Below are 21,838 nucleotides of genomic sequence, written 5' to 3'. Positions count from 1 at the left end.
GGCTGTTGGCCATGACCATTCGCTTCTTTTCGAAATCCACGCGCTACAGCGACTTTTCGAACTTCGCGAACTATCCGATCGAGATCGACGGCATCGTCTGGCCGACGAGCGAGCACTACTACCAAGCCCAGAAGTTCGACGCCCCGGAACGCCAGGCGCGCATCCGCGAACTGCCAAAGGCCGCGGCGGCGAAGCGATACGCAAAGAAGTACCGCGCCGAGATCGCCAAGGACTGGGACGGCCGCAAGGACGCGGTGATCGAACGCGCCCTGCGCGCCAAGTTCACGCAGCATCGATCCTTGCGGGCTCTTCTCGTTGGCAGCGGCGACGAGAAGATCGAAGAGGACTCCGCCAAGGACTTCTATTGGGGCACCGGCGCCGACGGGACGGGGCAGAACAAGCTCGGCACCATGCTGATGCAGCTCCGCGCCGAGTTGCAGTCGAGCGCCGCCGGCGCCGACACGACCGGCGCGGCGTTCCTGTCGTGGCTCGGGCCCTTGCGCCGTTTCGCCGAGATCGGCATCGCCGGCTATCCGCGCGAGGTGCGCATCCGCCTCGCGATCATCAACGTGATGGCCCTTCTGATCGCCGCGACGTCGATGACCTACGTCGCGACCTATGCGAGCTTTGGCGTCGCGAAATACTGGCCGCTGATCGCGGTCAACCTCGCCCTTGTCACGGTCGCGCTGCTGTCGCCGCTCGCCCATCGCATCAACGACTGCGCGGCGATGATCGTGATCTGGGTCGCCGAATATGCAGCGCTGTTCTTCTTCGTGCGCGAGCTCGGGCACAACTCGGGCATTCAGCTGAACTACATCATCGGCGCGGCGGTCGCCTTCGCGATTTGCGGGCTCGGGCATATTCGGCTCGTCGTCGCGGCGGTGCTGTCGGGCCTGGCGCTGCATCTGGCCGCGTGGTTTCTCTACCCGCCCGAAAGCGCCCGCATCGAAGCGGATGTGGCCCTGCTGGCGAACCTTTACGTCTCCTCAGCCGTCACCACGTTCGGCATCGTCGCCCTCGTGGTGGGCTACGCCTTGACCAAGGCGGACCGCGCCCGGGCCGAGGCGGACCGCCTGCTCGCCAACATCCTGCCCGGGCCCGTCATCGAGCGCCTGAAACAGGACCCTGCCACGCGCATCGCCGACGCCGTACCGGACGCCTCGGTCCTCTTCACCGACCTTGTCGGCTTCACAGCCCTCTCCAAGGAGCTCGGCGCCGCGCGGACCGTGGAGATTCTCGACGGGCTCGTGACCGAGTTCGACCGGCTCGCGGCCGAGCACGGGGTCGAGAAGATCAAGACCATCGGCGACGGCTATATGGCCGTGGCCGGCGTCAGCCGCCGCCAGACCGACCATTGCCAGCGCCTTGCACGGCTGGCGCTCGCCCTGCCGAAAGTGGTGGCACGGCTGTCGGAGGCCCACGATGTGGACTTGCGCATCCGCATCGGGATCGCCAGCGGACCAGTCATGGCCGGGGTGATCGGCGCGGACAAATTCTCCTACGATGTGTGGGGCGAGACCGTGAACTTCGCGGCCCGGCTCGAATCGCACTCGCTCCCGGGCGAGATTCAGGTGTCGGCCGAGGTCCGCGAGGCCCTCGACGGCGGGTTTCTGATGACCGAGCGCGGCCCCATATCCATCAAGGGCGTCGGGACGCGCGAAACGTGGTTCTTGATCGAAGAGGCGAGCAGCGGCTCGACGGCACGTCCTGACGGCGCCGCTCCGAGGACCTCACCATGACTTGGAATACACCATGACTTGGAAGGCCACGGTCCTGACCCTGTTCCCCGAGATGTTTCCGGGGCCGCTCGGCTTGAGCCTTGCGGGCAAGGCGCTCATCGAAGGCCTTTGGAGCTTCGAGGCGATCGACATTCGCGACTTCGCCACCGACAAGCACCGCTCCGTGGACGATACGCCCGCCGGCGGGGGGGCGGGCATGGTGATGCGCGCCGATGTCGCCGCGGCTGCCATCGACGCCGCCAAGGTCGCCGCACCGGCCGGGAGCCCCGCGATCTACCTGTCGCCGCGCGGGACGCCCCTCGCCCAGGAGCGCGTCCAGGCGCTGGCAAAGGGCCCTGGCGTGATCCTGCTCTGCGGCCGCTTCGAAGGGCTCGACCAGCGCGTGCTGGATGCGCGCGCCATCGAAGAGGTCTCGATCGGCGACTATGTGCTCTCCGGCGGGGACCTGGCCGCGCAGGTGCTGATCGACGCCTGCGTGCGGCTGCTGCCCGGCGTTCTCGGCAATGACGGCACGCTTGCCGAGGAGAGTTTCGCCGCGGGCCTCCTGGAATATCCGCACTACACGCGGCCCCGAGAGTGGGAGGGCCACGCCATTCCCGACGTGCTGCTCTCGGGCGATCACGCGAAAATCGCTCAGTGGCGCCGCGAGCAGGCCGAAGCGCTCACCAAGGCGCGCCGGCCCGACCTTTGGGCGAAACGCGGGAAGTCCTAGTCTTGATCGTCGTGTCAATCTTGATAGAGGTCAGGGCGGGCTCGGCCGCGCAAGTCAACGTTCGTCGAAGAAGAAGGAGCTGGGCATGAAAGCGATGATGGTCCTCGTTGCCGCGATGGCGGCCGGGGTGACGCCGGGCGCGAAGGCGCAAGAAGCCAATGTCGCGGCGGGACGGGCCTTTGCGGTGGAGGTCTGCGCCGGCTGTCACGCGGTGCTGCCGGGCGAGGACCTCTCCTCGACAATTGGCGCCACGCCGTTCCAGGAAGTAGCCGAAACGCCGGGCATGACCGAATATGCCCTGTCCGTTTGGTTTCAGAGTTCGCACCCGACCATGCCCAATATCATCCTGGAGCAAGACGATATGCGGAACGTGATCGCCTATATCCGCAGCCTCGACCGCAGGCCCTAAGGGCTGGATTTCGGCCCCGAAAACCATCGACAAGGCGCACCGGCTGGGGTAGGAAAGCCCCGCTGGCTGCCGGGCTTTCGCTTGGGCGGTCGCATCCGTCTGGACATTCGAAGTCCGGACCCCGATCAATCAAAAAGAATGGCGTTCGTTCTTGGGCCGGCACCGGCCCGGCAGGCGTCCCACGAAAGGTATCGAGATGAACATCATTGCCGAGCTCGAAAAAGAGCAGGTCACCGAGCGCTTGAACAAGCGCAGCGTGCCGGAATTCGGCCCCGGTGACACCGTCCGCGTCAACGTGAAGGTGGTGGAAGGCGAGCGCAGCCGCGTTCAGGCCTATGAAGGCGTGTGCATTGGCCGCGCCGGTGGCGGCATCCACGAGAACTTCACCGTCCGCAAGATTTCCTACGGCGAGGGCGTGGAGCGCGTCTTCCCCATCCATTCGCCGCTGATCGAGTCCATCGAAGTGGTCCGCCACGGCCGCGTGCGCCGGGCCAAGCTCTATTATCTTCGCGGCCGCCGCGGCAAGGCCGCCCGCATTCCGGAGCGCCGGGACACGCGCGGTGACGCGAAGGGCAAAAAAGCCTACAGCTTCAAGGGCTTCACCAAGCCGAAGGGCGAGCCGGACGATCTCAAGCTCATCACCGGGATCACCGAGGATCTCGAGAAGAAGCTGAACAAGCTCGGCGTCACCAAGATCGAGCAGATCGCGACCATGAACGACGACGCGATCGCCTATCTCTCCGACAAGCTTTCGCTCGGCGAGCAGATCGAAGACGGCGACTGGAACGGCAAGGCCATCGCGGTCATGGCCGAAATGACGGTCGACGAAGTTCCGGCGATCGAGGACGAGGCCGAAACGGCGCCGTCGGAAACGGCTGAGAACAAGGACGCGTAGCGTTCGCGGATAGTCTGGCCGGGCTCCGTCCCGGCCGTCCCTTCGAAAACGGCCGATGTTTCCGACGGGCGGCTCACCCGCACGCCCCTGCCGGGCGCGTCTCGCGGTTTGCCGCAGAGCTGGAAATTCCGGATTCAATCGCCATCTGAGGCGTGACGATCCGAAAGATTGCGTTCAAATCCAACCCTAAGCTCGAATCCATGGCAAAGCCCCGCACGCTCTACGACAAAATCTGGGACGAACATCTGGTCCACGAGGCCCCCGACGGGACCTCTCTTCTCTATATCGACCGGCACCTCGTCCACGAGGTCACGAGCCCGCAGGCCTTCGAGGGCCTGCGCATGGCCGGCCGCAAGGTGCGAAGCCCCGAGAAGACGCTGGCCGTGGTGGACCACAACGTGCCGACCACGGACCGCTCCAAGGGCATCGACGATCCGGACTCCGCGACGCAGGTCGCCGCGCTCGCCAAGAACGCGGACGATTTCGGCATCGACTATTATCACGAGCTGGACGAGCGCCAGGGCATCGTACACGTGGTCGGCCCCGAGCAGGGCTTCACCCTGCCCGGCACCACGATCGTGTGCGGCGACAGCCATACCTCGACCCACGGGCCTTTCGGCGCCCTGGCCCACGGCATCGGCACCTCCGAGGTGGAGCATGTGCTCGCCACCCAGACGCTGATCCAGCAAAAGGCCAAGAACATGCTGGTGCGCGTGGAGGGCAAGCTGCCCGAGAACGTCACCGCCAAGGACATCATCCTCGCCATCATCGGTGAGATCGGCACGGCGGGCGGCACCGGCCACGTCATCGAATATGCGGGCGAAGCCATCCGCGACCTTTCCATGGAAGGGCGCATGACCGTCTGCAACATGTCGATCGAGGGCGGCGCCCGCGCCGGCCTGATCGCGCCCGACCAGAAGACGTTCGACTACATCATGGGCCGCCCGCGCGCGCCCAAGGGTGGCGCCTTCGAAATGGCGAAGGCCCATGGGAGACGCCTGTTCTCCGATGAAGGCGCCCATTTCGACGCCGAGGTCGTGCTGGACGCGGCCAACCTGCCGCCCATCGTCTCCTGGGGCACGAGCCCCGAGCAGGTGGTCTCGGTCGCGGGCCGCGTGCCCAGCCCCGAGGACATCGCCGACGAGACCAAGCGCCAGGCGGCGATCCGCGCGCTCGATTATATGGGCCTCAAGGGCGGCGAGAAGATCACCGACATCACGCTCGACCGCATCTTTATCGGCTCGTGCACCAATGGCCGCATCGAGGATCTGCGCGCCGTGGCCAAGGTGGTCGAGGGCCAGCACGTCAACGAGAACCTCAACGCGATGATCGTGCCGGGCTCCGGCCTCGTGAAGCTCCAGGCCGAAGCGGAAGGCCTCGACAGGATCTTCACCGAGGCCGGCTTCGAATGGCGCGAGCCGGGCTGCTCCATGTGCCTGGCCATGAACCCGGACAAGCTGGCGCCCGGCGAAGCGCTGCGCCTCGACCTCGAACCGCAATTTCGAAGGCCGTCAGGGGCGCCTGGGCGCACGCATCTCGTGTCGCCGCAAATGGCCGCCGCCGCCGCGATCGCCGGCCACTTCGTCGACATCCGCGATCTGCACTAGAATGCTTGTCATTCCCGCGAAGGCGGGAATCCAGTAAGCGTTGCCGCTTGCTGGAACGGGGCCCGTGCCAATTACTGGATTGCCCGGTCAAGCCGGGCAATGACACCATGCGGGGTTGATGGCAGAAACAGCATCATGACTTCTCTCGTTCAAAAGAAATTCGGTGAAGCGGCGGCCGATTACGCAGCCTGCGCGGTGCACGCCGAAGGGCCCTCGCTCGCCCGGCTCACCGAACTGATCGACCCGCTGCCCACCTGGCGGCAGCTGGATGTCGCGACGGGCGCCGGACACACGGCACTGGCCTTCGCCCCGAGGATCGCCAAGTCGACCGCGTCCGACATCACCCCGGAGATGCTGGCCCAAGTGAAGCGGCTCGCCAAGGAGCGGGGCCTCGGCAACGTGGTGACCCGGCAGGCGAACGCGCAGGATCTGCCGTTCCCCGACACGAGTTTCCACCTGGTGACCTGCCGGCTCGCGGCGCATCACTTCCCGAAGCCGAAGGACTTCGTCGCCGAATCCGCGCGGGTGATGATCCCCGGCGGCATCTTCGCCCTGGTCGACAATGTCTCACCGGACGATGCGGACGTGGCGGCGGCCTACAACGCGTTCGAGAAGCTGCGCGACCCGAGCCACGGCCGGGCGCTTTCGCTCAAGGCTGGTGTGCGCTGATCGACGAGGCCGGTCTGGAGCTGACCTCGGCGGAGGTCATGGACCAGGATATCGGCTTCGAGGCCTGGGTGGCGCGCATGCGCTGTACGGACGAGACGGTCGCTCGCCTGAAGGACATGCTGGACGCCGAGCCCTTGCGCACGCTCCTGCGTCCGCGCGAGACCGCCGACGGCCTCACCTTCACCTTGCGTGAGGCGATTGTCCTGGCGGCCAAACCCGGCAACCTCGGGCGGACGGCGCCGATGCCCGAGCGGCACCGGTGAGCCACCCATGACCTCCCGCCGTCTCCCGAACCTCGCCGACTTCGAGGCGGTCGCGAACCGGACGTTCGCGGCGCTTCCGGCCAATTTTCGGGATATGACCAAGGACGTGCTCATCCGCGTGGAGGACTTTCCCACCAGCGAGGCCCTCGACGCCCTCCACATCGATTCGCCCTACGGGCTGCTGGGGCTCTATCACGGCGTCGACCTGACCCGGCAGAGCGTGCTGGACGTCTCGCCGCTCCCGGAAATGATCTTCCTCTATCGCCGGCCGATCCTGGCCTATTGGGAGACCCACGACGAAGCGCTCGAGGACATCATCGCCCATGTGCTGATCCACGAGATCGGGCATCATTTCGGCCTGTCCGACGCCGATATGGAGCGCATCGAGTCCGAAGCCGCCGGCTAGGACCGCCCGACGAATGGCGCTGCGACAATCCTTAGTCATTGTCTGAACACCATTCCCGCTCTAGACTGCCCCCACGATGGGTTTCAAAGACGCGATAACGCGACCAGGACTTTTGGCCACCGTCATTCTTGCAACCGCGATCGGCTGGTCGGGGATGGCGTCCGCGCAGGAGTTGATCTTCCGCGGCAACCGGGCCCAAGCCCCGAGTGTCGAGCAATATATGAAGCAAGCCGGCCCGCAGACCAAGGCGGTCCCGCACGGCGCGCTCAAGATCGACGGCCAGCAGGTCAATTGCGGCACCCGGCCGACCGTGCTGAACCCGAAATTCGATAGCTGGGGCGGCGCCTTTCCCGGGTTTGTCATCCTGAACACCACCAGGATTCAGGGCCTGTCCACCCAGGTGAAGCTCTATATTTACAGCCACGAATGCGGGCATCAGTTCATCGGCGCTAGCGAGACCAAGGCCGACCTGTTCGCCATCCGCCGGGGCGTGAGATGGGGCTGGCTTGACGCCCAGGGCATGGAAGAGATCTGCACCTTCATTTCGAAGCTGAAGGGCGATGCCGTCCACCCGCCGGGTCCGCAACGCTGCAAGACCATGCGGGCCTATTACCGCGAGCTGGTGCACGGAACCCAGCGGGCAAGCTCGGGCATGAATCCCCATACGCTCGGACCGGCGAACTAGACACGCCGCCGTCTTAGGTGCTCTTGGACCTCACCCGGGTGCCCTTGGATCTCAGAAGATCCAGGCGATCATCAGCCAGAAAATCACGAAGAAGATCAGGAAGCCGGCAATGGTGAAGGGCAACTCGCCGAGGATGGCATCGCCCCCGGACGCCACCGCCATCACCAGAATGGCGACAAAGGAGACGGCGAAGGAGATCAGCGCCGCGCTCTTCAGTCCAAGGCCGTCGGAGAACGGATCCGCCTGCCCCATCGCCGCCGTCAGGTAGTAGAACCCGGCAACGCCCATAAGAACGAGCAGGACCAGCGCGACCGCGGCCGCGACGAACAGCTTCGTGGCCTCCTTCCGGTCCTGACGGTCGCCCTCGCCCACGATGCCGCGCGCCTCTAATCGTCCATCCGCAGGGCCTGCGCCCGGCTGATGGCCTCGCGCACCTCGTGCGGATCGGGGAGTTCGCCCACGGAGAATTCCGGCTCATCGCCCGCAGTCGCTATGATCACCTCGCCCACTCCCAAAATGCGGTTGAGGAAGCTCTGGTTCACCTGCACCGAGCGGATATGCCGAAGCGAGACCGACAGCCGCTCCTTGCTCAGGATGCCCTGTTCGTACATGAGCTCATTCTCCGTCACCGTCAGGCAGGTGGCCTTCGTCTTGATGTACCAATAGAGCAGCAGGAGCAGGCCGAGCCCGAACGCCGCGATCAGCAGCACGCAAAAGACAAACCAGAAGGGATGCGCCCGAAACATCGCCGGATGCGCCTCGTAGATCACCGTGCCCGCCATGCCCGTGTCTCCCTAATGGCCCTTGGTCTGCGCGAGGCACCATGACCGGAATTCTGCGCGGGACTGTGACAGTAGAAAGTCGCCCCGGAAAGCTCTATATGGCTCAGCGAACAGAGGATGAGCATGGAAAAATTCACGAAACTCACGGGCATCGCCGCCCATTTGCCGATGATCAATGTCGATACGGACATGATCATCCCCAAGCAATATCTGAAGACGATCAAGCGCACCGGCCTTGGCGAGGGCCTTTTCGCCGAGCTGCGCTATGACGAGAACGGCAACAGGCACGAGGACTTCGTGCTTCACCGGGAACCCTATACGAAGGCGCAGATCCTGATCGCGGGCGAGAATTTCGGCTGCGGCTCGTCCCGCGAGCATGCGCCCTGGGCCCTGCTCGATTTCGGCTTTCGCTGCATCATCGCGCCGTCCTTCGCGGACATTTTCTACAACAACTGCTTCAAGAACGGCATTTTGCCCATCGTTCTGCCGCAGGAGGAGATCGCCAAGCTGATCGACGATGCCGCGCGTGGCGACAATGCCCGGCTCACCATCGACCTGGAAGCCCAGGAGATCTCCGGGCCGGACGGCGGCAAGATCCATTTCGACGTCGATCCGCATCGCAAGCGCTGCCTGATCGAGGGGCTGGACGATATCGGCCTGACCCTCGAGAAAGCCGCGCAGATCGATGCCTACGAGCAGAAGACGAGCGCCGCCAAACCCTGGGTCTAAGCTGCGCTCATGCCGTCATGCCCGGACTGATCCGGGCATCCACGATCTTCACGATCTTCGTGCAAAACTGTCAGACGTGGATGGCCACCGGGGTCCGGCTCCGCGGGCGAAGGCTCACAACACGCCCGGCCATGACGAAATCTGGTGAAGTTCGAAGTCCGAGTCTAGGCGAGCGGGACTCACTCGAACGGAACGGGATCGGTTTCCTGCTCGGCGACCGTTTCGCCGCCGCGTGTGACGGTCACCTTCGCGGTGTACTCCCCTTTGGGCCACCCGCCGGCCGGAACGCCCGTCTTGCCGGCCTGGAGCAGGACGTCCGTGTCCTCCTCGGCGACCTCGCGCACATTGTGCATCAGGGACGTCCCGTCCTTGGTCAGATGGACCTCGACCGTGTCGCCCTTCTTGGCGTGGGCCACCCAGCCATAGGCGACGCCGGGCGAATCGAAGCGCGGCTTGGGCAGGGCCATACGCTTCATCAGTTCGGTCTCGTCGACCTTGTGATCGGTGATGCCGAGGCTCACGACCGTGGTTTTCGGCTCCGCGTCCTCGGCCATGCCAAGCCCGGCCCCGAAAGCGAGCACAAGAAGAGTCAACAGCACCCTTGTCAGCATGTCCTACTCCCGCTACCCAAAACGCCGCCGGAGCGTTTCCGGCCTTTCTTCGGTGGGTGCTTTAGCATAGGGCGGGCGTAACTTCATGGCTTCATTCAAACTCTTACTTCTTCCCGGCGACGGCATCGGCACCGAGGTGATGGACGAGGTGACCCGCCTCGTCGACTGGGCCAACGGCACGGGCGCCGTTTCGATCGAGACCGAAACGGACCTCGTGGGCGGCTGCGCCTATGACGAGCACGGCGAGGCGATTTCGGAAGCGGCCATGCAGACCGCCCATGCGGCCGACGCGGTCATGCTGGGCGCCGTGGGCGGGCCGAAATGGGACGGCGTTCCCTACGACAAGCGTCCCGAAGCCGGCCTCCTGCGTCTCCGGAAGGATCTCGAGCTGTTCGCGAATTTGCGCCCGGCGATCTGCTATCCCGCGCTGGCCGACGCCTCCTCGCTCAAGCGCGAGCTGGTCGAGGGGCTCGACATCATGATCGTGCGCGAACTGACCGGCGGCGTCTATTTCGGCGAGCCAAAGGAGATCACCGATCTCGGCAACGGGCAGAAGCGCGCCGTCGACACGCAAGTCTACGAGACCTACGAGATCGAGCGCATCGCCGCGGTCGCCTTCGATCTCGCCCGCAAGCGCGGCAACCTGGTGCACTCCGCCGAGAAGCGCAACGTGATGAAGACCGGCGTGCTGTGGAACGAGGTGGTCACCCGGGTCCACAAGGACGGCTATTCCGACGTGAAGCTCGAGCACATCCTGGCCGACAACTGCGCCATGCAACTCGTGCGCGCACCCAAGCAGTTCGACGTGATCGTGACCGACAATCTGTTCGGTGACGTGCTCTCCGACGAGGCGGCCATGGCGACGGGCTCTCTCGGCATGCTGCCGAGCGCTCGCTCGGCGCGGCGGACGCGAACGGCATGCGGCCCGCCATGTACGAGCCGGTGCATGGCTCGGCGCGACATTGCCGGACAGGGCAAGGCGAACCCGATCGCGACCATCGCGAGCTTCGCCATGTGCTTGCGCTACTCCTTCGACCAGGGCGAACTGGCCGACAAGATCGAGACCGCCATCGCCGCCGTCCTGGACCAGGGCCTGCGCACCGGCGATATCGCGCAGGAGGGCTGCAAGACCGTCGGCACCCGCGAAATGGGCGATGCCATCATCGCGTCGCTTAACTCTGCAAGTTAAGACCCATGAGACACGCTTCCGCCTGGCTTTCCTTGAGTTTCACCCTCTTGCTGGCGGCCCCGCTTGCCTGGGCCGTCGAGGACTCCGGTGACGGAGAGCCCGCGGCATCCAAAGAGCCCACCGCCTCCGAAGAGACGACCGAAGCCACGGACCCTGCGGACGATGCGATGCAAGCCGAAGAGCAGCCGCAAGCAGAAGACGGTGCGGAGGCCGACGACGACGCGGACCCCGCGGACTCGCAAGCGACGGACGCAGAGCCTGAAGGCACGGGGACCGAGGACAGTGAGATCGCTGAGCCGACGGCGCCCGGGCTGGGCCCGCAAGTCTCCTCCAAGATCGAGCTGACGCCCGAGGAGAAGGCCGAGAAGGAAGCCCGCAAGGCCTGCAAGATCGAGATCTGCGATATCATCGCCACGCGCGAGCCGCTGGGCGAGGACATTGCCTGCGACATCAAGAAGACCTGGCGCGCGGATTCGCTCACCGAAATGCTGGGCAATCAGATCGGCTGGCCCTGGGGCAAGGCGGTCTGCGAATCCAAGCTCAACCTGTCGCGGGCCGATCTGGCCGAGGCGATGCTGGTCAAGGACGCGACCATCAAGATGGACACGTTCGCCGTGACCTGCGCGCTTCACCGGGAGAGCAGCGAACCTTACGTGGTCGAGATGGAGCTCGCACCGGAAGTGACCTTCAAGAACGGCGAGGCGGTTTCCGCCAGGATCAACTGGGGCGACGTCTCGGCGCCGCTCCTGATCTATCCGGTCGTGTACGCCGGCACCGGCCTCGACAACCAGTCCAACGTGCTGGGACCGGACGTGGTGAAGATGGTCAATGAATTCACCCACAAGAAGTGCGCCGAGGTGAAGGACGAGCTGCCCGGCCGGCGCGTGAACTAGGCGGTAGGCCCCGCAAAAACCGGGGCGTCTTTACTTTGGCGCCGCCTTCCCATACATCCGCCGCGAGGCAGGTCAAAAACGCCGCACGGTTCGCCGTGGCCAGGCGCGCGGCCCACACAACTTTGGTCGACCAGGCAGCCGTCACCGGCAGGAGTATCGAATGGGTTACAAAGTCGCCGTCATCGGCGCGACCGGCAATGTCGGGCGCGAGATGCTCAACATCCTCGCAGAGCGGGAGTTTCCCGCCGACGAGGTCATCCCGATCGCGTCCCGGCGGTCCATCGGGACCGAGGTGTCCTACGGCGATGCCCGCCTGAAATGCCGCGACCTGGAGAACTTCGATTTCTCGGGCATCGACTTCGCGCTGATGTCCGCAGGCTCCGCCATCTCCAAGGAGTGGTCGCCCCGGATCGGCGCGGCCGGCTGCGTCGTCATCGACAATTCCTCGTGCTGGCGCTACGACCCGGATGTGCCGCTCATCGTGCCCGAAGTGAACCCGGACGCGATCGCCGGTTTCACCAAGAAGAACATCATCGCCAATCCCAATTGCTCCACGGCGCAGCTCGTGGTCGTGCTCAAGCCGCTTCATGACGCGGCCAAGATCAGGCGCGTGGTCTGCTCGACCTATCAATCCGTGTCCGGCGCGGGCAAGGAGGCGATGGACGAGCTTTGGACCCAGACCAAGGGTATTTTCGTCACCGATCCGCCCGCGCCCGAGAAGTTCACCAAGCAGATCGCCTTCAACGTCATTCCCCATATCGATGTCTTCCTAGACGACGGTTCGACCAAGGAGGAATGGAAGATGATGGTCGAGACGAAGAAGATCCTCGATCCGAAGATCAAGCTCACCGCGACCTGCGTGCGCGTGCCCGTCTTCGTGGGCACGGCCGAGGCCGTGAACATCGAATTCGAGAACCCGTTCAGCGCGGACGAAGCGCGCGAAGTCCTGCGCGAGGCCCCGGGCGTGCTTGTGGTCGACAAGCGCGAGGACGGCGGCTACGTGACGCCGGTCGAGTGCGTCGGCGACTACGCCACCTTTGTCAGCCGCGTTCGCGACGACCAGACCGTCGACAACGGCCTGACCCTGTGGTGCGTCTCGGACAATCTGCGCAAAGGCGCGGCGCTCAATACGATCCAGATCGCCGAGACCATGATCGAACGGGACATGCTGAAGAAGAAGGCAGCGTAGACGCCATCAAAAAGGCTTGGGGCCGAGGGTGCTGGCGCTGCCGCGACGGGCCGTAGCTCAGGCCTCGACGGTCTCGGGCAGCGGCGCGAACGCGTCGGTCTCCGGGTCGTGCGCCAAAATCAGGCCGCTGCCGATATCGAAATGCAGCCCATGCAGCGCGAGGATCCCCTCGGCCTCGCGGTCCCGGACGGTATCGAACATGCGCAAATTCGCGAGCGACTGGCGAATGCCGGCGAGCTCGAACGCCGTCTCCTGACCGAAGGTCCGGATGTCCTCGTCCTTCACTTCGAGACCGTCGAGCTGCGTCAGCCACGTGCCGATGAAATTCGTGCCGTCGGGCTTTCCTTGCAGCTTCTCGCGATAGGCGGCGATCCCGCCGCAATGGGAATGGCCCAACACGATGATATTCGGCACGTTGAGCACCTCGGCGCCGTACTCGACCGCGGCGCTCGTGCCATGGAACCTGCCATCCGGTTCGAAGGGCGGCACCAGATTGGCCACGTTCCTGACGATGAAAAGATCGCCCGGTCCCGCGTCGAAGATGGCCGACACGTCGACGCGGGAATCGCAACACGCGATCACCAAAGCTGTCGGCGCCTGGCCGAGCTTGGCCAGCTGTTCGTAGCGGCCCTTGTCGGCGGCATGGTTCTCCCGGCGAAACCGCCAGTACCCATCGAGAAGCGACTTTGAGAGCACGGGTTCTCCTTTCCTGGTCGGCCGTAAAATTCCAGCCGCGCCGGGATTTGTCCAGCGGGAGTCGGCTGCAAGGTCGATAGGAATATCCGATCACGCTATTCGGAGTCCCATCTTGATCCCGCATCGCAGCGGGAGCGTAATGCCATTGTCGGCCTCGCAGAAGCGCAATACGGAATGTGCGCCAGCCGACATGAGGAAACGCGGTCCAGGCCCCGGCGCACGACGATGATGCCGGCCCCGGACCCCCAACTCGCGACATGCACTGCACGTCGTCGATCTCCGCTTGTGGGCGCTGGCGGGGCGTCCTGAGCGTGCGCGTCCATGTCGCTCCGAAAGGAGTGCCGATATGGCAAAAGTTCTTTGTGTACTCTACGACGATCCGATTGACGGCTTTCCGCCGAGATATGCCCGCGACAGCATCCCCCATATCGCCGGCTACGCGGATGGCCAGACGGCCCCCACCCCCGATGCCATCGACTTCACGCCCGGCGAGCTGCTCGGCAGCGTCTCCGGCGAGCTTGGTCTTCGCACGTTCCTTGAGGCGAATGGCCACGAACTCGTCGTGACCTCCGACAAGGACGGCGCGGATTCGACCTTCGAGAAGGAGCTCGTCGACACCGACGTGGTCATCTCCCAGCCCTTCTGGCCGGCCTATCTGACCGCGGAGCGCATCGCCAAGGCCAAGAACCTGAAACTCGCGCTGACTGCGGGAATCGGCTCTGACCACGTCGACCTGCAAGCGGCCATGGACAACGGCGTGACCGTGGCCGAGGTGACCTTCTGCAACTCCATCAGCGTCGCCGAGCATGTGGTGATGCAGATCCTGTCCCTCGTGCGCAACTACATCCCGTCCTATCAGTGGGTCGTGAACGGCGGCTGGAATATCGCCGACTGTGTCGAGCGGTCCTACGACCTGGAAGGCATGGAGGTTGGCACCGTTGCCGCCGGCCGCATCGGCCTTGCGGTGCTGCGCCGCCTGAAGCCGTTCGGCGTGAACCTGCACTACACCGACAAGCACCGCCTGCCGGCCGACGTGGAGGTCGAACTCGGGCTGACCTTCCATCCGGACGTCGAGTCCCTCGCCAAGGCCTGCGACGTCGTCACCATCAACTGCCCGCTCCATCCCGAGACGGAGCATCTCTTCGACGATGCAATGATCGGCAAGATGAAGCGCGGCAGCTATCTGGTGAACACCGCGCGCGGCAAGATCTGCGATCGCGACGCCGTGGTGCGCGCGCTCGAGAGTGGCCAGCTCGCAGGCTACGCGGGCGATGTCTGGTTCCCGCAGCCGGCGCCCAGGGATCATCCCTGGCGCACCATGCCGAACCACGGCATGACGCCCCACATCTCCGGGACGTCGCTGTCGGCCCAGACGCGTTATGCCGCCGGCACGCGCGAGATCCTGGAGTGTTTCCTCGCCGGCAAGCCGATCCGCGATGAATATCTCATCGTTCAGGACGGCACGCTGGCCGGTACCGGCGCGCATTCCTACACCGCCGGTGACGCGACCGGAGGCTCCGAGGAAGCCGAGAAGTTCCGCAAAGCGTCCTAACACCCCGATCGACGCAGTCGGGGTTTGGCCCCGTGCCCTTGACACAATTGCCGGCGGTCATCCGGCAGGTTCAAGGCACGGGGCCTTGCATTTGGGCTGCGAGGCTCCAGCAACGTGTCACGCGGCTGTCGTATTAGACCGCCAGCGGCCGGCTCAGAAGCGCTTTGCGCGCCAAGTACCTTGCGGTATCGGCCAAGCCCGTTCAGAGTAGCCGCCAATAAGCGCACAAATGCGCCATTCAAACGGGGGGAGCTCGCATATGACGACCGCAGCACACGCGGAATCCGGAGGCTTGTTCGGCTGGCTCGACCGGTCGCACACAATAGCGAAACCGGGTTTCAGCCGATGGCTCGTGCCGCCGGCGGCACTTTGCGTCCATCTCTGTATCGGTCAGGTCTACGCATTCAGCGTCTTCAACCTGCCCATGACCCGGCTGATCGGCATCACCGAATCCGCGCCCGACGATTGGCGCCTCACCCAACTCGGCTGGATCTTCTCCCTCGCGATCGTCTTCCTCGGACTGTCCGCGGCGTTCACCGGCACCTGGCTCGACCGGGTGGGGCCGCGCCGGGCGATGTTCACCGCGGCCCTGTGCTTCGGCGGCGGCTTTCTCCTCTCGGCGCTCGGTATCCACCTGCATCAGCTCTGGCTCATCTATCTCGGCTACGGCGTCATCGGCGGCTGCGGCCTCGGGCTCGGCTACATCTCCCCGGTGAAGACGCTGATCACCTGGTTCCCGGACCGTCCGGGCATGGCGACCGGCATGGCCATCATGGGCTTCGGCGGCGGCGCGATGATCGCATCGCCCCTGTCGGTCTGGCTCATGAAGTACTTCTCGAGTCCGACGGATGTCGGCGTCATGGGCACCTTCATCACACTCGGCCTGGTCTATCTGTTCTTCATGATGATGGGCGCGGTGCTGGTGCGCGTGCCGCCCAACGGCTGGCTGCCGGAAGGCTATGAGCCCCCCGCGCAGCCGAAGAAGATGGTCACCACCGCTCATGTGCACGTGGACGAAGCGCTGAAGACGAAGCAGTTCTATCTGCTCTGGGGCGTGCTCTGCCTCAACGTGACGGCCGGCATCGGCGTGCTGGGACAGGCCTCGGCCATGAGCCAGGAGATGTTTCCGGGCCAGATCACGGCGGCCGCGGCGGCCGGTTTCGTCGGCCTGCTCAGCCTGTTCAACATGCTCGGCCGCTTCTTCTGGGCCTCGTCCTCCGACTATATCGGACGGCGTAACACCTACATGATCTTCTTCGCGCTCGGCATGGTGCTCTACGCCATCGTGCCCTGGACGGGACGGATCGACTCAATCGTTCTGTTCGTCGCCTGCTACGCGGTGATCCTGTCCATGTACGGAGGCGGTTTCGCCACGATCCCCGCCTATCTCCGGGACGTTTTCGGCACCCGCTACGTGGGCGCCATCCACGGCCGCCTTCTGACGGCCTGGTCCGCGGCCGGGGTGTTCGGCCCGGTCCTCGTCAACTACATCCGCGAGTACCAGATCAATCACGGCGTGCCGAAGGCCGACGCCTACTCGGTGACCATGTACATCATGGCGGGACTGCTGTTCATCGGCTTCGTCCTGAATTGGCTGATGACGCCCGTCGATGAGAAGCACCATATGAGCGAGGCCGAGTTGAAGGCCTCCATGGAGGACTGATGACCGAAACGAGCCACCACGAGGACGTCTCCGCCGCCAACAAGGTCAAGCTGGTCCTGGCTTGGACCTTTGTCGGCATTCCGCTGCTCTGGGGCGTGTTCAATACGCTGGCAAAGGCCGCTTTGCTGTTCCAATAAGAGCCGGAACCTGACAGAACGCCGCACCAGCCCGCGAACGAAACCGTCTAACTAGCTGTTTATAAGTGATTTTTCCTGTAAGAATCTGTTAATGTGCCAGTCATGCGGTTCTCATTCACCATCCCCATTATCTAGGGACGACGACGTTCACCGAACGAACTTAAGGAGACGACCATGAAAGAGTGGCTGAAGCCTGAGATCACCGAGTCCGAAGCTGGTATGGAAGTCACTTCCTACCTTCCTGCTGAGCTCGACCGCGCTTAATTCGCGCTGATCTAGCAAGTTTTCAAAAATGGCGGTCCTAGCGATTTGCGGGGCCGCCATTTTTATTTGTGCCGTTTAGATTTCTGCGCTGGGTTATCTCGTTTTTGTCCCGGCCGTTCCTTCCGTTTCCGGCGCGCCTTTGACCGAACACCGCTTCGCGCCGTTCAGATTGTTTTCATTGACGCGTCATGCGCTTCTCATCCAAATTGTCGCACCCTAGGGATCTAGTGAAACACAAGGAGACGATCATGAAAGAGTGGCTGAAGCCCGAGATCACCGAGTCCGAAGCTGGTATGGAAGTGACTTCCTACCTTCCTGCCGAGCTCGACCGCGCGTAATTCGCGCTGATCCAGCGAACCTTTGAAGAATGGCGGTTCTCGCGATGGCAGAGCCGCCATTTTTCGTGGGCTTCGCGCAATGCCGCCCGCGGCGCGCCGCGTCCGCGTCTTGCTTTTCGCGTCCTGCCAACCACGCCTTGAAGGGTGACAGGACCCCGTCCCGAAACTATGGTCCGGACCGTCGGCCCGCCGCTCGGATTGAGCGGAGCGCCGTTCTCCGTGCAACACGCGACCGGTCTTCGACGACCGCGAGACGATCGCAGCCAAGAGGACCATGGTCATGTCCTGGGCCTATCTGATCCTGGCAGGGCTCTTCGAGGTCGGCTTCGCCTCGACCCTCAAGCTCACCCAAGGCTTTACGAAGCTTTGGCCGACATTGATCTTCGCGGTCTGCATCGTTCTCAGCTTCATCTTCCTCAATAAGTCGCTCAAGGACATCCCGATCGGGACGGCCTACGCCATCTGGACCGGGATCGGTGCGGTTGGCACTGTCATTGTCGGCATCCTCGTCTATAAGGAGCCGGCCACGGCCATGAGGCTGTTCTTCATCGTCACGCTCATCGGCTCCATTATCGGTTTGAAACTCGCAACGACGACCACATGACCCAGACACAGAAGATCGACCGCACCGTCACCGGAAACTATTTCGAGGATTTCAAAGTCGGCGAGCAGATCGTGCACGCCACGCCGCGCACCGTCACCGTCGGCGATGTCAGCGTCTACACCGCGCTCTACAGCGGCCGTTTCGCCGTGCAATCGTCGGACGCGTTCGCCCAAAGCATCGGCTATCCGCGCTCGCCCATCGACGATGTCCTCGTCTTCCATTTCGTGATCGGCAAGACCGTGCCGGACGTGTCGCGCAACGCCATCGCCAATCTCGGCTACGCGGAGTTCCGCTTCCTTGCGCCCGTTTATCCCGGCGACACCATCGCTTCCACCTCGGACGTGATCGGCGTCAAGCAGAACTCCAGCGGCAAGAACGGGACGGTCTATGTGCGCACCACCGGCCGGAACCAGAACGGCGAAGAGGTGCTGTCCTTCGCGCGTTGGGTGATGGTCGTGAAGCGCGATCTCGATGCGCCCGCGCCCGAGACCGTGATCCCGGAGCTGGACAAGACCGTCTCGCCCGAGACCCTCGGTAAGGCGCTGCCGCCGCTGAAGCTCACTGTTTACGACTACGGGCTCGCCGGTTCGCCCCGGCGCTGGGACGACTACGCGGTCGGCGACAAGATCGACCACGTGGATGGCCAGACCATCGAAGAGGCCGAGCACCAGATGGCGACGCGGCTCTACCAGAACACCGCGCGCGTCCATTTCAACCAGCACCGGGAGTCCCAGGAGCGCTTCGGCCGCCGCCTGGTCTATGGCGGGCACATCATCTCGATCGCCCGCTCCTTGAGCTTCAACGGACTTGCCAACGCCTTCCACGTCCTGGGGCTCAACGGCGCGCGCCACGCGGCGCCCTCCTTCGCCGGCGACACCATCTATGCGTGGAGCGAGGTGCTGGAAAAGGCCGAGCTTCCGGGCCGGTCGGACGCCGGCGCGCTGCGCCTGCGCACCTTCGCCGTCAAGGACCGCAATTGCGCGGACTTCCCCGGCCTCATGGAAGACGGCCAGCTCGAAGACGGAGTCGTGCTCGACATGGACTACTGGGTGGCATTGCCCCGTTAGACAACCGTGGGAGGCGTGCCCTCACGCCGCCTTTCCGCGATCGTCCCATCCGCGTTATGCTGGCGCAACGACGATGCGCGGCCCGGCCCCCGCGTCGAAAGTCGACCCAGGGAGTCCGCAAGGGAAGAGTCCCCCCAAAGGAGATGTCACGATGACCCGCACCACACTCCGTTCCGCCGCGCTCCTGGCCGTGCTGTCTGTGGCGACCTCCGCCGCGGCGGCCGAGACGGCCACGGCGGTGCTCAAGGATCCGGAAGGCAAGGAGGTCGGGACGGTCACGTTGACCGCCGTCCCCACCGGCGTGCTCCTGGACGCGGAGCTGACGGGGCTTCCCGAAGGCACCCATGCCTTCCATATCCACGGCACCGGGGCGTGCGAACCGCCGGACTTCAAGTCCGCCGGCGGGCACTTCAACCCGGAAGAGGATGAGCACGGGCTCAGAACCCGGCCGCCCCCATGCGGGCGACATGCCCAATATCCACGTGCCGGCGAGCGGCGCACTTCATATCGAGGTGCTGAACCAGATGGTCAGCCTGCCGGGCCTTTTCGGCGGCGAAGGGACGGCCATCGTGCTCCATGAGAAGGGTGACGACTACGTCTCGGACCCCGCGGGCGACGCCGGCCCCCGCATCGCCTGCGGTGTGATCGAGAAATAGTGCTGCAACCTTGGATAATTGTAATGCGCACCCATTGGGCCATATTACCGGGCGGGCCTAACCGTCTGCAGACAAGGTATCAGCGTCACCGTCCGCCGTTACACTCGCATATGTCTTGAACTGCCGCCAAAATTTGACTTCAAACAGCGAAGTCAGGCCGTCGTCTTCGGCAACAACACGCCGCACGACGATGCCAGGTTCGCGAGCGTAAACCTTGCCGCATCTATCAAACGCAGCCATCCACGGGTTGGTGGCGTCGTCGGCAAATACGAAGAACTCTATCTTATAGGGCTGTTGAACGAGTCTGCCGTCTTCGACATAGATGATGCCGCGCACAATCTTCTCGGTAATCCTCTCGAAGTGCTTCTTCGGCACGAGTATGGCGGATCGTTCGCCAGAAATGTCAGGCCACCGATCCCCGAGGCCGGGAAAGATGCCGTGATCTGGAATCTGGTCTCCCACTAAAGCCTGTTTCAATATCGATTGTCCCTTTCGGCGACGGTGTTCAGCATCGTGCCGGTTGTGCCCAGCCGATGGGCGCAGCGAGCGGAGCGCCTTATCTGCGATGCTCGCGGAGGCTGGATCGTATGGATCGAGGCAGAGACCTAACTTAATCAGAAGGTCTCGCTCCATCCGCCCATAGTCGCTGTTACATGGAATGCAGCTCGGAACCTGCCATTTCTCTAGATTTGGAGGCGTTGAATCTGGATACCACGACTCTGGAAATACGTGGTCAGAGTTGCGCTCCTCCACCTCTTCCAAACAGTGGACGCAAATCCCTGGCCCTAATTTTCGTCTACCCATACCGTCAACCTAGCAGATTCGCATAGGCTGTTATCACGTGGCGACGGACCCCGCGGGCGACGCGGGCCCCCGCATCGCCTGCGGCGTGATTACAAAATAGGCACTCCCGCCCGGCCGTTAGTGTAAACCTTCTGTAAAAGAATTCGGTTGCATTCTTAAGCCTCTTAGTTCCGCGACTAGGGGGAGTTGCACATGGCTTGGGATGGACCGTATGACGGCTTGATGGGCGGCGTTGCCTATATCGTCGGCTCTCACGTTTGGGAGTCCCTCGACGGCGGTCAGACCTGGATCATGTCGAAATTCGTCGACGACGAAGAAGCCTGTTACGAAATCGCAAAGCCCGCCTGACGGCTTCGTTCTCAGCATAAAGCCCGCCGCATCGCCCGCGCGACCCCGCCGCCGGGATTCCCGCCCGAAAAACCAGGCGTCCCGATTGCCCCTGCCTTCTCTCTGCGTTATGAGAAGAGTGGACTGGGCAACGCACAATAATACCAATGACAAACAAGCTTGAGGCGGAGCGGCCTCTTTCGCCGCATCTGCAGATCTACCGGCCGATGCTGACGATGATGATGTCGATCGCGCATCGCATCACCGGAGCGGGGCTGGCTGTCGGATTCGCACTTCTGACCTGGTGGCTTGTGGCCATCAGCATCGGCCCCAATGCCTACGCCTACGTGCAGGACTTTTTCGGCAGTCTTCTTGGCCGCGCCCTGCTCTTCGCGTTCACCTGGGCGCTGATCCACCATATGCTCGGTGGCATCCGTCACCTGATCTGGGACACGGGCGCGGGCCTCGACAAGCAAACCATCGAAATCTTCGCGCTGGCGACGATTATCGGCTCCATCGTGCTGACGGTGCTCGTCTGGATTATCGGTTATTACGCGATGGGAGGGCTCTAGTCGTGGCGACCCCGCTCAAACGCGTGCGCGGCCTCGGCGCCGCCCACCACGGAACCGAGACCTTCTGGCGCCAGCGGCTGACGGCCGTGGCCAATGTTCCGCTCGTCATCTTCCTGATCTGGTTCGTCGTCCGCAATGCCGGCGCAAGCTACAACGACGTGAAGGCGTGCCTTGCGAGCCCCGTCGTTGCCGTGCTGATGCTGGCGCTGATCTGGTCGGGCGCGATCCACATGCGGATCGGCCTGCGGGAGATCATCGAGGACTATCTCCACAACAAGCTCTGCAAGACCGCCTCTCTCATGCTCGCCACCTTCTTCGCCGCGCTGGTCGGCATCGCCTCGACCCTCGCCATCGTGAAAATCAGTTTCGGAGGCTGATGC

General features: G+C 63.9%; 27 protein-coding genes and 2 pseudogenes. 24 read left to right on the top strand and 5 right to left on the bottom strand.

The window, feature by feature from the left end:
* Positions 1-11 precede the first annotated feature (11 nt).
* The 9 genes and pseudogenes from AUC68_RS04105 (at position 12) to AUC68_RS04070 (ending at position 7,385) form a co-directional block, all read left to right on the top strand.
* Positions 12-1,739: a riboflavin biosynthesis intermediates N-glycosidase gene (locus AUC68_RS04105; RefSeq protein ID WP_069436471.1), complete on the top strand. Its 1,728-nt coding sequence runs from the start codon at positions 12-14 to the stop codon at positions 1,737-1,739.
* Positions 1,740-1,752: 13 nt separating this feature from the next.
* Positions 1,753-2,451, top strand: coding sequence for a tRNA (guanosine(37)-N1)-methyltransferase TrmD (gene trmD, locus AUC68_RS04100; protein ID WP_069436529.1), 699 nt, complete (start codon positions 1,753-1,755; stop codon positions 2,449-2,451).
* Between the two features lie 85 nt (positions 2,452-2,536).
* Complete coding sequence (locus tag AUC68_RS04095) at positions 2,537-2,860, top strand: c-type cytochrome (RefSeq protein ID WP_083240387.1); 324 nt, start codon at positions 2,537-2,539, stop codon at positions 2,858-2,860.
* 196 nt (positions 2,861-3,056) lie between these two features.
* Positions 3,057-3,419, top strand: a pseudogene (rplS, locus tag AUC68_RS17490) (50S ribosomal protein L19); the annotation flags it as partial.
* A gap of 536 nt (positions 3,420-3,955) precedes the next feature.
* The gene (leuC, locus tag AUC68_RS04085) at positions 3,956-5,362 is read left to right on the top strand and encodes a 3-isopropylmalate dehydratase large subunit (protein ID WP_141701083.1); all 1,407 of its coding nucleotides are present in this window, start codon (positions 3,956-3,958) and stop codon (positions 5,360-5,362) included.
* A gap of 135 nt (positions 5,363-5,497) precedes the next feature.
* A complete protein-coding gene (locus tag AUC68_RS04080) occupies positions 5,498-6,031 on the top strand; it encodes a class I SAM-dependent methyltransferase (RefSeq protein ID WP_244500385.1) in 534 nt (177 codons plus the stop codon).
* Positions 6,032-6,069: 38 nt separating this feature from the next.
* Complete coding sequence (locus AUC68_RS17485) at positions 6,070-6,294, top strand: hypothetical protein (RefSeq protein ID WP_244500384.1); 225 nt, start codon at positions 6,070-6,072, stop codon at positions 6,292-6,294.
* Between the two features lie 7 nt (positions 6,295-6,301).
* Complete coding sequence (locus tag AUC68_RS04075; RefSeq protein WP_069436469.1) at positions 6,302-6,700, top strand: metallopeptidase family protein; 399 nt, start codon at positions 6,302-6,304, stop codon at positions 6,698-6,700.
* 112 nt (positions 6,701-6,812) lie between these two features.
* Positions 6,813-7,385: a hypothetical protein gene (locus AUC68_RS04070; protein WP_069436468.1), complete on the top strand. Its 573-nt coding sequence runs from the start codon at positions 6,813-6,815 to the stop codon at positions 7,383-7,385.
* Between the two features lie 51 nt (positions 7,386-7,436).
* On the opposite strand, the gene AUC68_RS04065 is transcribed toward AUC68_RS04070, so the two are convergent.
* Together AUC68_RS04065 and AUC68_RS04060 are read right to left on the bottom strand one after the other, a co-directional pair.
* Positions 7,437-7,757 (bottom strand): hypothetical protein, encoded by a 321-nt coding sequence (locus AUC68_RS04065; RefSeq protein WP_069436467.1) that lies wholly within the window; start codon positions 7,755-7,757, stop codon positions 7,437-7,439.
* A gap of 14 nt (positions 7,758-7,771) precedes the next feature.
* Positions 7,772-8,167, bottom strand: a complete 396-nt coding sequence (locus AUC68_RS04060) for a PH domain-containing protein (RefSeq protein ID WP_069436466.1) — start codon at positions 8,165-8,167, stop codon at positions 7,772-7,774.
* Between the two features lie 123 nt (positions 8,168-8,290).
* On the opposite strand from AUC68_RS04060, the gene leuD reads away from it, so the two are divergent.
* Complete coding sequence (gene leuD / locus AUC68_RS04055; protein ID WP_069436527.1) at positions 8,291-8,896, top strand: 3-isopropylmalate dehydratase small subunit; 606 nt, start codon at positions 8,291-8,293, stop codon at positions 8,894-8,896.
* Positions 8,897-9,075: 179 nt separating this feature from the next.
* Here leuD and AUC68_RS04050 read toward each other — a convergent pair whose 3' ends face one another.
* The gene (locus AUC68_RS04050) at positions 9,076-9,507 is read right to left on the bottom strand and encodes a hypothetical protein (protein ID WP_069436465.1); all 432 of its coding nucleotides are present in this window, start codon (positions 9,505-9,507) and stop codon (positions 9,076-9,078) included.
* 85 nt (positions 9,508-9,592) lie between these two features.
* On the opposite strand from AUC68_RS04050, the gene leuB reads away from it, so the two are divergent.
* The 3 genes from leuB (at position 9,593) to AUC68_RS04035 (ending at position 12,778) form a co-directional block, all read left to right on the top strand.
* Entirely contained in the window at positions 9,593-10,696 is a 1,104-nt protein-coding gene (gene leuB, locus AUC68_RS04045; protein WP_083240384.1) for a 3-isopropylmalate dehydrogenase, read from the top strand.
* Positions 10,697-10,701: 5 nt separating this feature from the next.
* On the top strand, positions 10,702-11,589 hold the full coding sequence (locus AUC68_RS04040; RefSeq protein WP_069436464.1) for a hypothetical protein: 888 nt from the start codon (positions 10,702-10,704) through the stop codon (positions 11,587-11,589).
* A 160-nt stretch (positions 11,590-11,749) separates the two neighbouring features.
* A complete protein-coding gene (locus tag AUC68_RS04035; protein ID WP_069436463.1) occupies positions 11,750-12,778 on the top strand; it encodes an aspartate-semialdehyde dehydrogenase in 1,029 nt (342 codons plus the stop codon).
* Between the two features lie 57 nt (positions 12,779-12,835).
* Here AUC68_RS04035 and AUC68_RS04030 read toward each other — a convergent pair whose 3' ends face one another.
* Positions 12,836-13,474 carry a carbonic anhydrase gene (locus AUC68_RS04030; protein WP_069436462.1) on the bottom strand — a complete coding sequence of 213 codons (639 nt, stop codon included), beginning with the start codon at positions 13,472-13,474 and terminating at the stop codon, positions 12,836-12,838.
* 346 nt (positions 13,475-13,820) lie between these two features.
* Here AUC68_RS04030 and AUC68_RS04025 point away from each other — a divergent pair, with 346 nt between their 5' ends.
* From AUC68_RS04025 to AUC68_RS18580, 8 genes and pseudogenes are all read left to right on the top strand, one after another.
* A complete protein-coding gene (locus tag AUC68_RS04025; RefSeq protein WP_069436461.1) occupies positions 13,821-15,026 on the top strand; it encodes an NAD-dependent formate dehydrogenase in 1,206 nt (401 codons plus the stop codon).
* A 259-nt stretch (positions 15,027-15,285) separates the two neighbouring features.
* Positions 15,286-16,689, top strand: coding sequence for an L-lactate MFS transporter (locus AUC68_RS04020; protein ID WP_069436460.1), 1,404 nt, complete (start codon positions 15,286-15,288; stop codon positions 16,687-16,689).
* The gene (locus AUC68_RS16280) at positions 16,689-16,826 is read left to right on the top strand and encodes an MFS transporter small subunit (protein ID WP_141701082.1); all 138 of its coding nucleotides are present in this window, start codon (positions 16,689-16,691) and stop codon (positions 16,824-16,826) included. Before AUC68_RS04020 ends, AUC68_RS16280 begins: the two co-directional genes overlap by 1 nt.
* A gap of 174 nt (positions 16,827-17,000) precedes the next feature.
* On the top strand, positions 17,001-17,090 hold the full coding sequence (gene pqqA, locus AUC68_RS15535) for a pyrroloquinoline quinone precursor peptide PqqA (protein WP_045363338.1): 90 nt from the start codon (positions 17,001-17,003) through the stop codon (positions 17,088-17,090).
* 248 nt (positions 17,091-17,338) lie between these two features.
* On the top strand, positions 17,339-17,428 hold the full coding sequence (pqqA, locus tag AUC68_RS16275; protein ID WP_045363338.1) for a pyrroloquinoline quinone precursor peptide PqqA: 90 nt from the start codon (positions 17,339-17,341) through the stop codon (positions 17,426-17,428).
* Between the two features lie 280 nt (positions 17,429-17,708).
* Positions 17,709-18,032, top strand: coding sequence for a DMT family transporter (locus AUC68_RS04010; RefSeq protein WP_069436526.1), 324 nt, complete (start codon positions 17,709-17,711; stop codon positions 18,030-18,032).
* Positions 18,029-19,099, top strand: a complete 1,071-nt coding sequence (locus tag AUC68_RS04005; RefSeq protein ID WP_069436458.1) for a MaoC family dehydratase — start codon at positions 18,029-18,031, stop codon at positions 19,097-19,099. Before AUC68_RS04010 ends, AUC68_RS04005 begins: the two co-directional genes overlap by 4 nt.
* 73 nt (positions 19,100-19,172) lie before the next feature.
* A pseudogene (locus AUC68_RS18580) lies at positions 19,173-19,755 on the top strand (superoxide dismutase family protein).
* Positions 19,756-19,812: 57 nt separating this feature from the next.
* Here the strand turns inward: AUC68_RS18580 and AUC68_RS03995 are convergent.
* Positions 19,813-20,232 carry a hypothetical protein gene (locus tag AUC68_RS03995; RefSeq protein WP_141701081.1) on the bottom strand — a complete coding sequence of 140 codons (420 nt, stop codon included), beginning with the start codon at positions 20,230-20,232 and terminating at the stop codon, positions 19,813-19,815.
* A 519-nt stretch (positions 20,233-20,751) separates the two neighbouring features.
* Here AUC68_RS03995 and AUC68_RS16660 point away from each other — a divergent pair.
* The 3 genes from AUC68_RS16660 (at position 20,752) to sdhD (ending at position 21,835) form a co-directional block, all read left to right on the top strand.
* Positions 20,752-20,907 (top strand): hypothetical protein, encoded by a 156-nt coding sequence (locus AUC68_RS16660; protein ID WP_158008222.1) that lies wholly within the window; start codon positions 20,752-20,754, stop codon positions 20,905-20,907.
* A gap of 146 nt (positions 20,908-21,053) precedes the next feature.
* Positions 21,054-21,458 carry a succinate dehydrogenase, cytochrome b556 subunit gene (sdhC, locus tag AUC68_RS03990; RefSeq protein ID WP_069436456.1) on the top strand — a complete coding sequence of 135 codons (405 nt, stop codon included), beginning with the start codon at positions 21,054-21,056 and terminating at the stop codon, positions 21,456-21,458.
* Between the two features lie 2 nt (positions 21,459-21,460).
* Entirely contained in the window at positions 21,461-21,835 is a 375-nt protein-coding gene (sdhD, locus tag AUC68_RS03985; protein WP_244500383.1) for a succinate dehydrogenase, hydrophobic membrane anchor protein, read from the top strand.
* The last annotated feature ends 3 nt before the right edge of the window (positions 21,836-21,838 follow it).

Origin of the sequence: Methyloceanibacter methanicus (assembly GCF_001723285.1) — a bacterium.
In the GTDB taxonomy this organism is placed as follows: Bacteria; Pseudomonadota; Alphaproteobacteria; order Rhizobiales; family Methyloligellaceae; genus Methyloceanibacter; species Methyloceanibacter methanicus.
Note: the sequence above shows the minus strand (reverse complement) of the source record. Positions and strands in the feature narration are given on the sequence as shown.

What these genes read in the sequence shown, in the direction of transcription:
- sdhC (WP_069436456.1), top strand. Translation starts at nt 21,054, where the DNA reads ATGACAAACAAGCTTGAGGCGGAGCGGCCTCTTTCGCCGCATCTGCAG.
- AUC68_RS04025 (WP_069436461.1), top strand. Translation starts at nt 13,821, where the DNA reads ATGGCAAAAGTTCTTTGTGTACTCTACGACGATCCGATTGACGGCTTT.
- AUC68_RS04040 (WP_069436464.1), top strand. Translation starts at nt 10,702, where the DNA reads ATGAGACACGCTTCCGCCTGGCTTTCCTTGAGTTTCACCCTCTTGCTG.
- leuD (WP_069436527.1), top strand. Translation starts at nt 8,291, where the DNA reads ATGGAAAAATTCACGAAACTCACGGGCATCGCCGCCCATTTGCCGATG.
- trmD (WP_069436529.1), top strand. Translation starts at nt 1,753, where the DNA reads ATGACTTGGAAGGCCACGGTCCTGACCCTGTTCCCCGAGATGTTTCCG.
- pqqA (WP_045363338.1), top strand. Translation starts at nt 17,339, where the DNA reads ATGAAAGAGTGGCTGAAGCCCGAGATCACCGAGTCCGAAGCTGGTATG.
- AUC68_RS04020 (WP_069436460.1), top strand. Translation starts at nt 15,286, where the DNA reads ATGACGACCGCAGCACACGCGGAATCCGGAGGCTTGTTCGGCTGGCTC.
- AUC68_RS04060 (WP_069436466.1), bottom strand. Translation starts at nt 8,167, where the DNA reads ATGGCGGGCACGGTGATCTACGAGGCGCATCCGGCGATGTTTCGGGCG.
- AUC68_RS04035 (WP_069436463.1), top strand. Translation starts at nt 11,750, where the DNA reads ATGGGTTACAAAGTCGCCGTCATCGGCGCGACCGGCAATGTCGGGCGC.
- AUC68_RS16660 (WP_158008222.1), top strand. Translation starts at nt 20,752, where the DNA reads ATGGCTTGGGATGGACCGTATGACGGCTTGATGGGCGGCGTTGCCTAT.
- AUC68_RS04095 (WP_083240387.1), top strand. Translation starts at nt 2,537, where the DNA reads ATGAAAGCGATGATGGTCCTCGTTGCCGCGATGGCGGCCGGGGTGACG.
- AUC68_RS04050 (WP_069436465.1), bottom strand. Translation starts at nt 9,507, where the DNA reads ATGCTGACAAGGGTGCTGTTGACTCTTCTTGTGCTCGCTTTCGGGGCC.
- pqqA (WP_045363338.1), top strand. Translation starts at nt 17,001, where the DNA reads ATGAAAGAGTGGCTGAAGCCTGAGATCACCGAGTCCGAAGCTGGTATG.
- AUC68_RS04105 (WP_069436471.1), top strand. Translation starts at nt 12, where the DNA reads ATGACCATTCGCTTCTTTTCGAAATCCACGCGCTACAGCGACTTTTCG.
- AUC68_RS16280 (WP_141701082.1), top strand. Translation starts at nt 16,689, where the DNA reads ATGACCGAAACGAGCCACCACGAGGACGTCTCCGCCGCCAACAAGGTC.
- AUC68_RS04080 (WP_244500385.1), top strand. Translation starts at nt 5,498, where the DNA reads ATGACTTCTCTCGTTCAAAAGAAATTCGGTGAAGCGGCGGCCGATTAC.
- leuC (WP_141701083.1), top strand. Translation starts at nt 3,956, where the DNA reads ATGGCAAAGCCCCGCACGCTCTACGACAAAATCTGGGACGAACATCTG.
- AUC68_RS04005 (WP_069436458.1), top strand. Translation starts at nt 18,029, where the DNA reads ATGACCCAGACACAGAAGATCGACCGCACCGTCACCGGAAACTATTTC.
- AUC68_RS04010 (WP_069436526.1), top strand. Translation starts at nt 17,709, where the DNA reads ATGTCCTGGGCCTATCTGATCCTGGCAGGGCTCTTCGAGGTCGGCTTC.
- leuB (WP_083240384.1), top strand. Translation starts at nt 9,593, where the DNA reads ATGGCTTCATTCAAACTCTTACTTCTTCCCGGCGACGGCATCGGCACC.
- AUC68_RS04075 (WP_069436469.1), top strand. Translation starts at nt 6,302, where the DNA reads ATGACCTCCCGCCGTCTCCCGAACCTCGCCGACTTCGAGGCGGTCGCG.
- AUC68_RS17485 (WP_244500384.1), top strand. Translation starts at nt 6,070, where the DNA reads ATGGACCAGGATATCGGCTTCGAGGCCTGGGTGGCGCGCATGCGCTGT.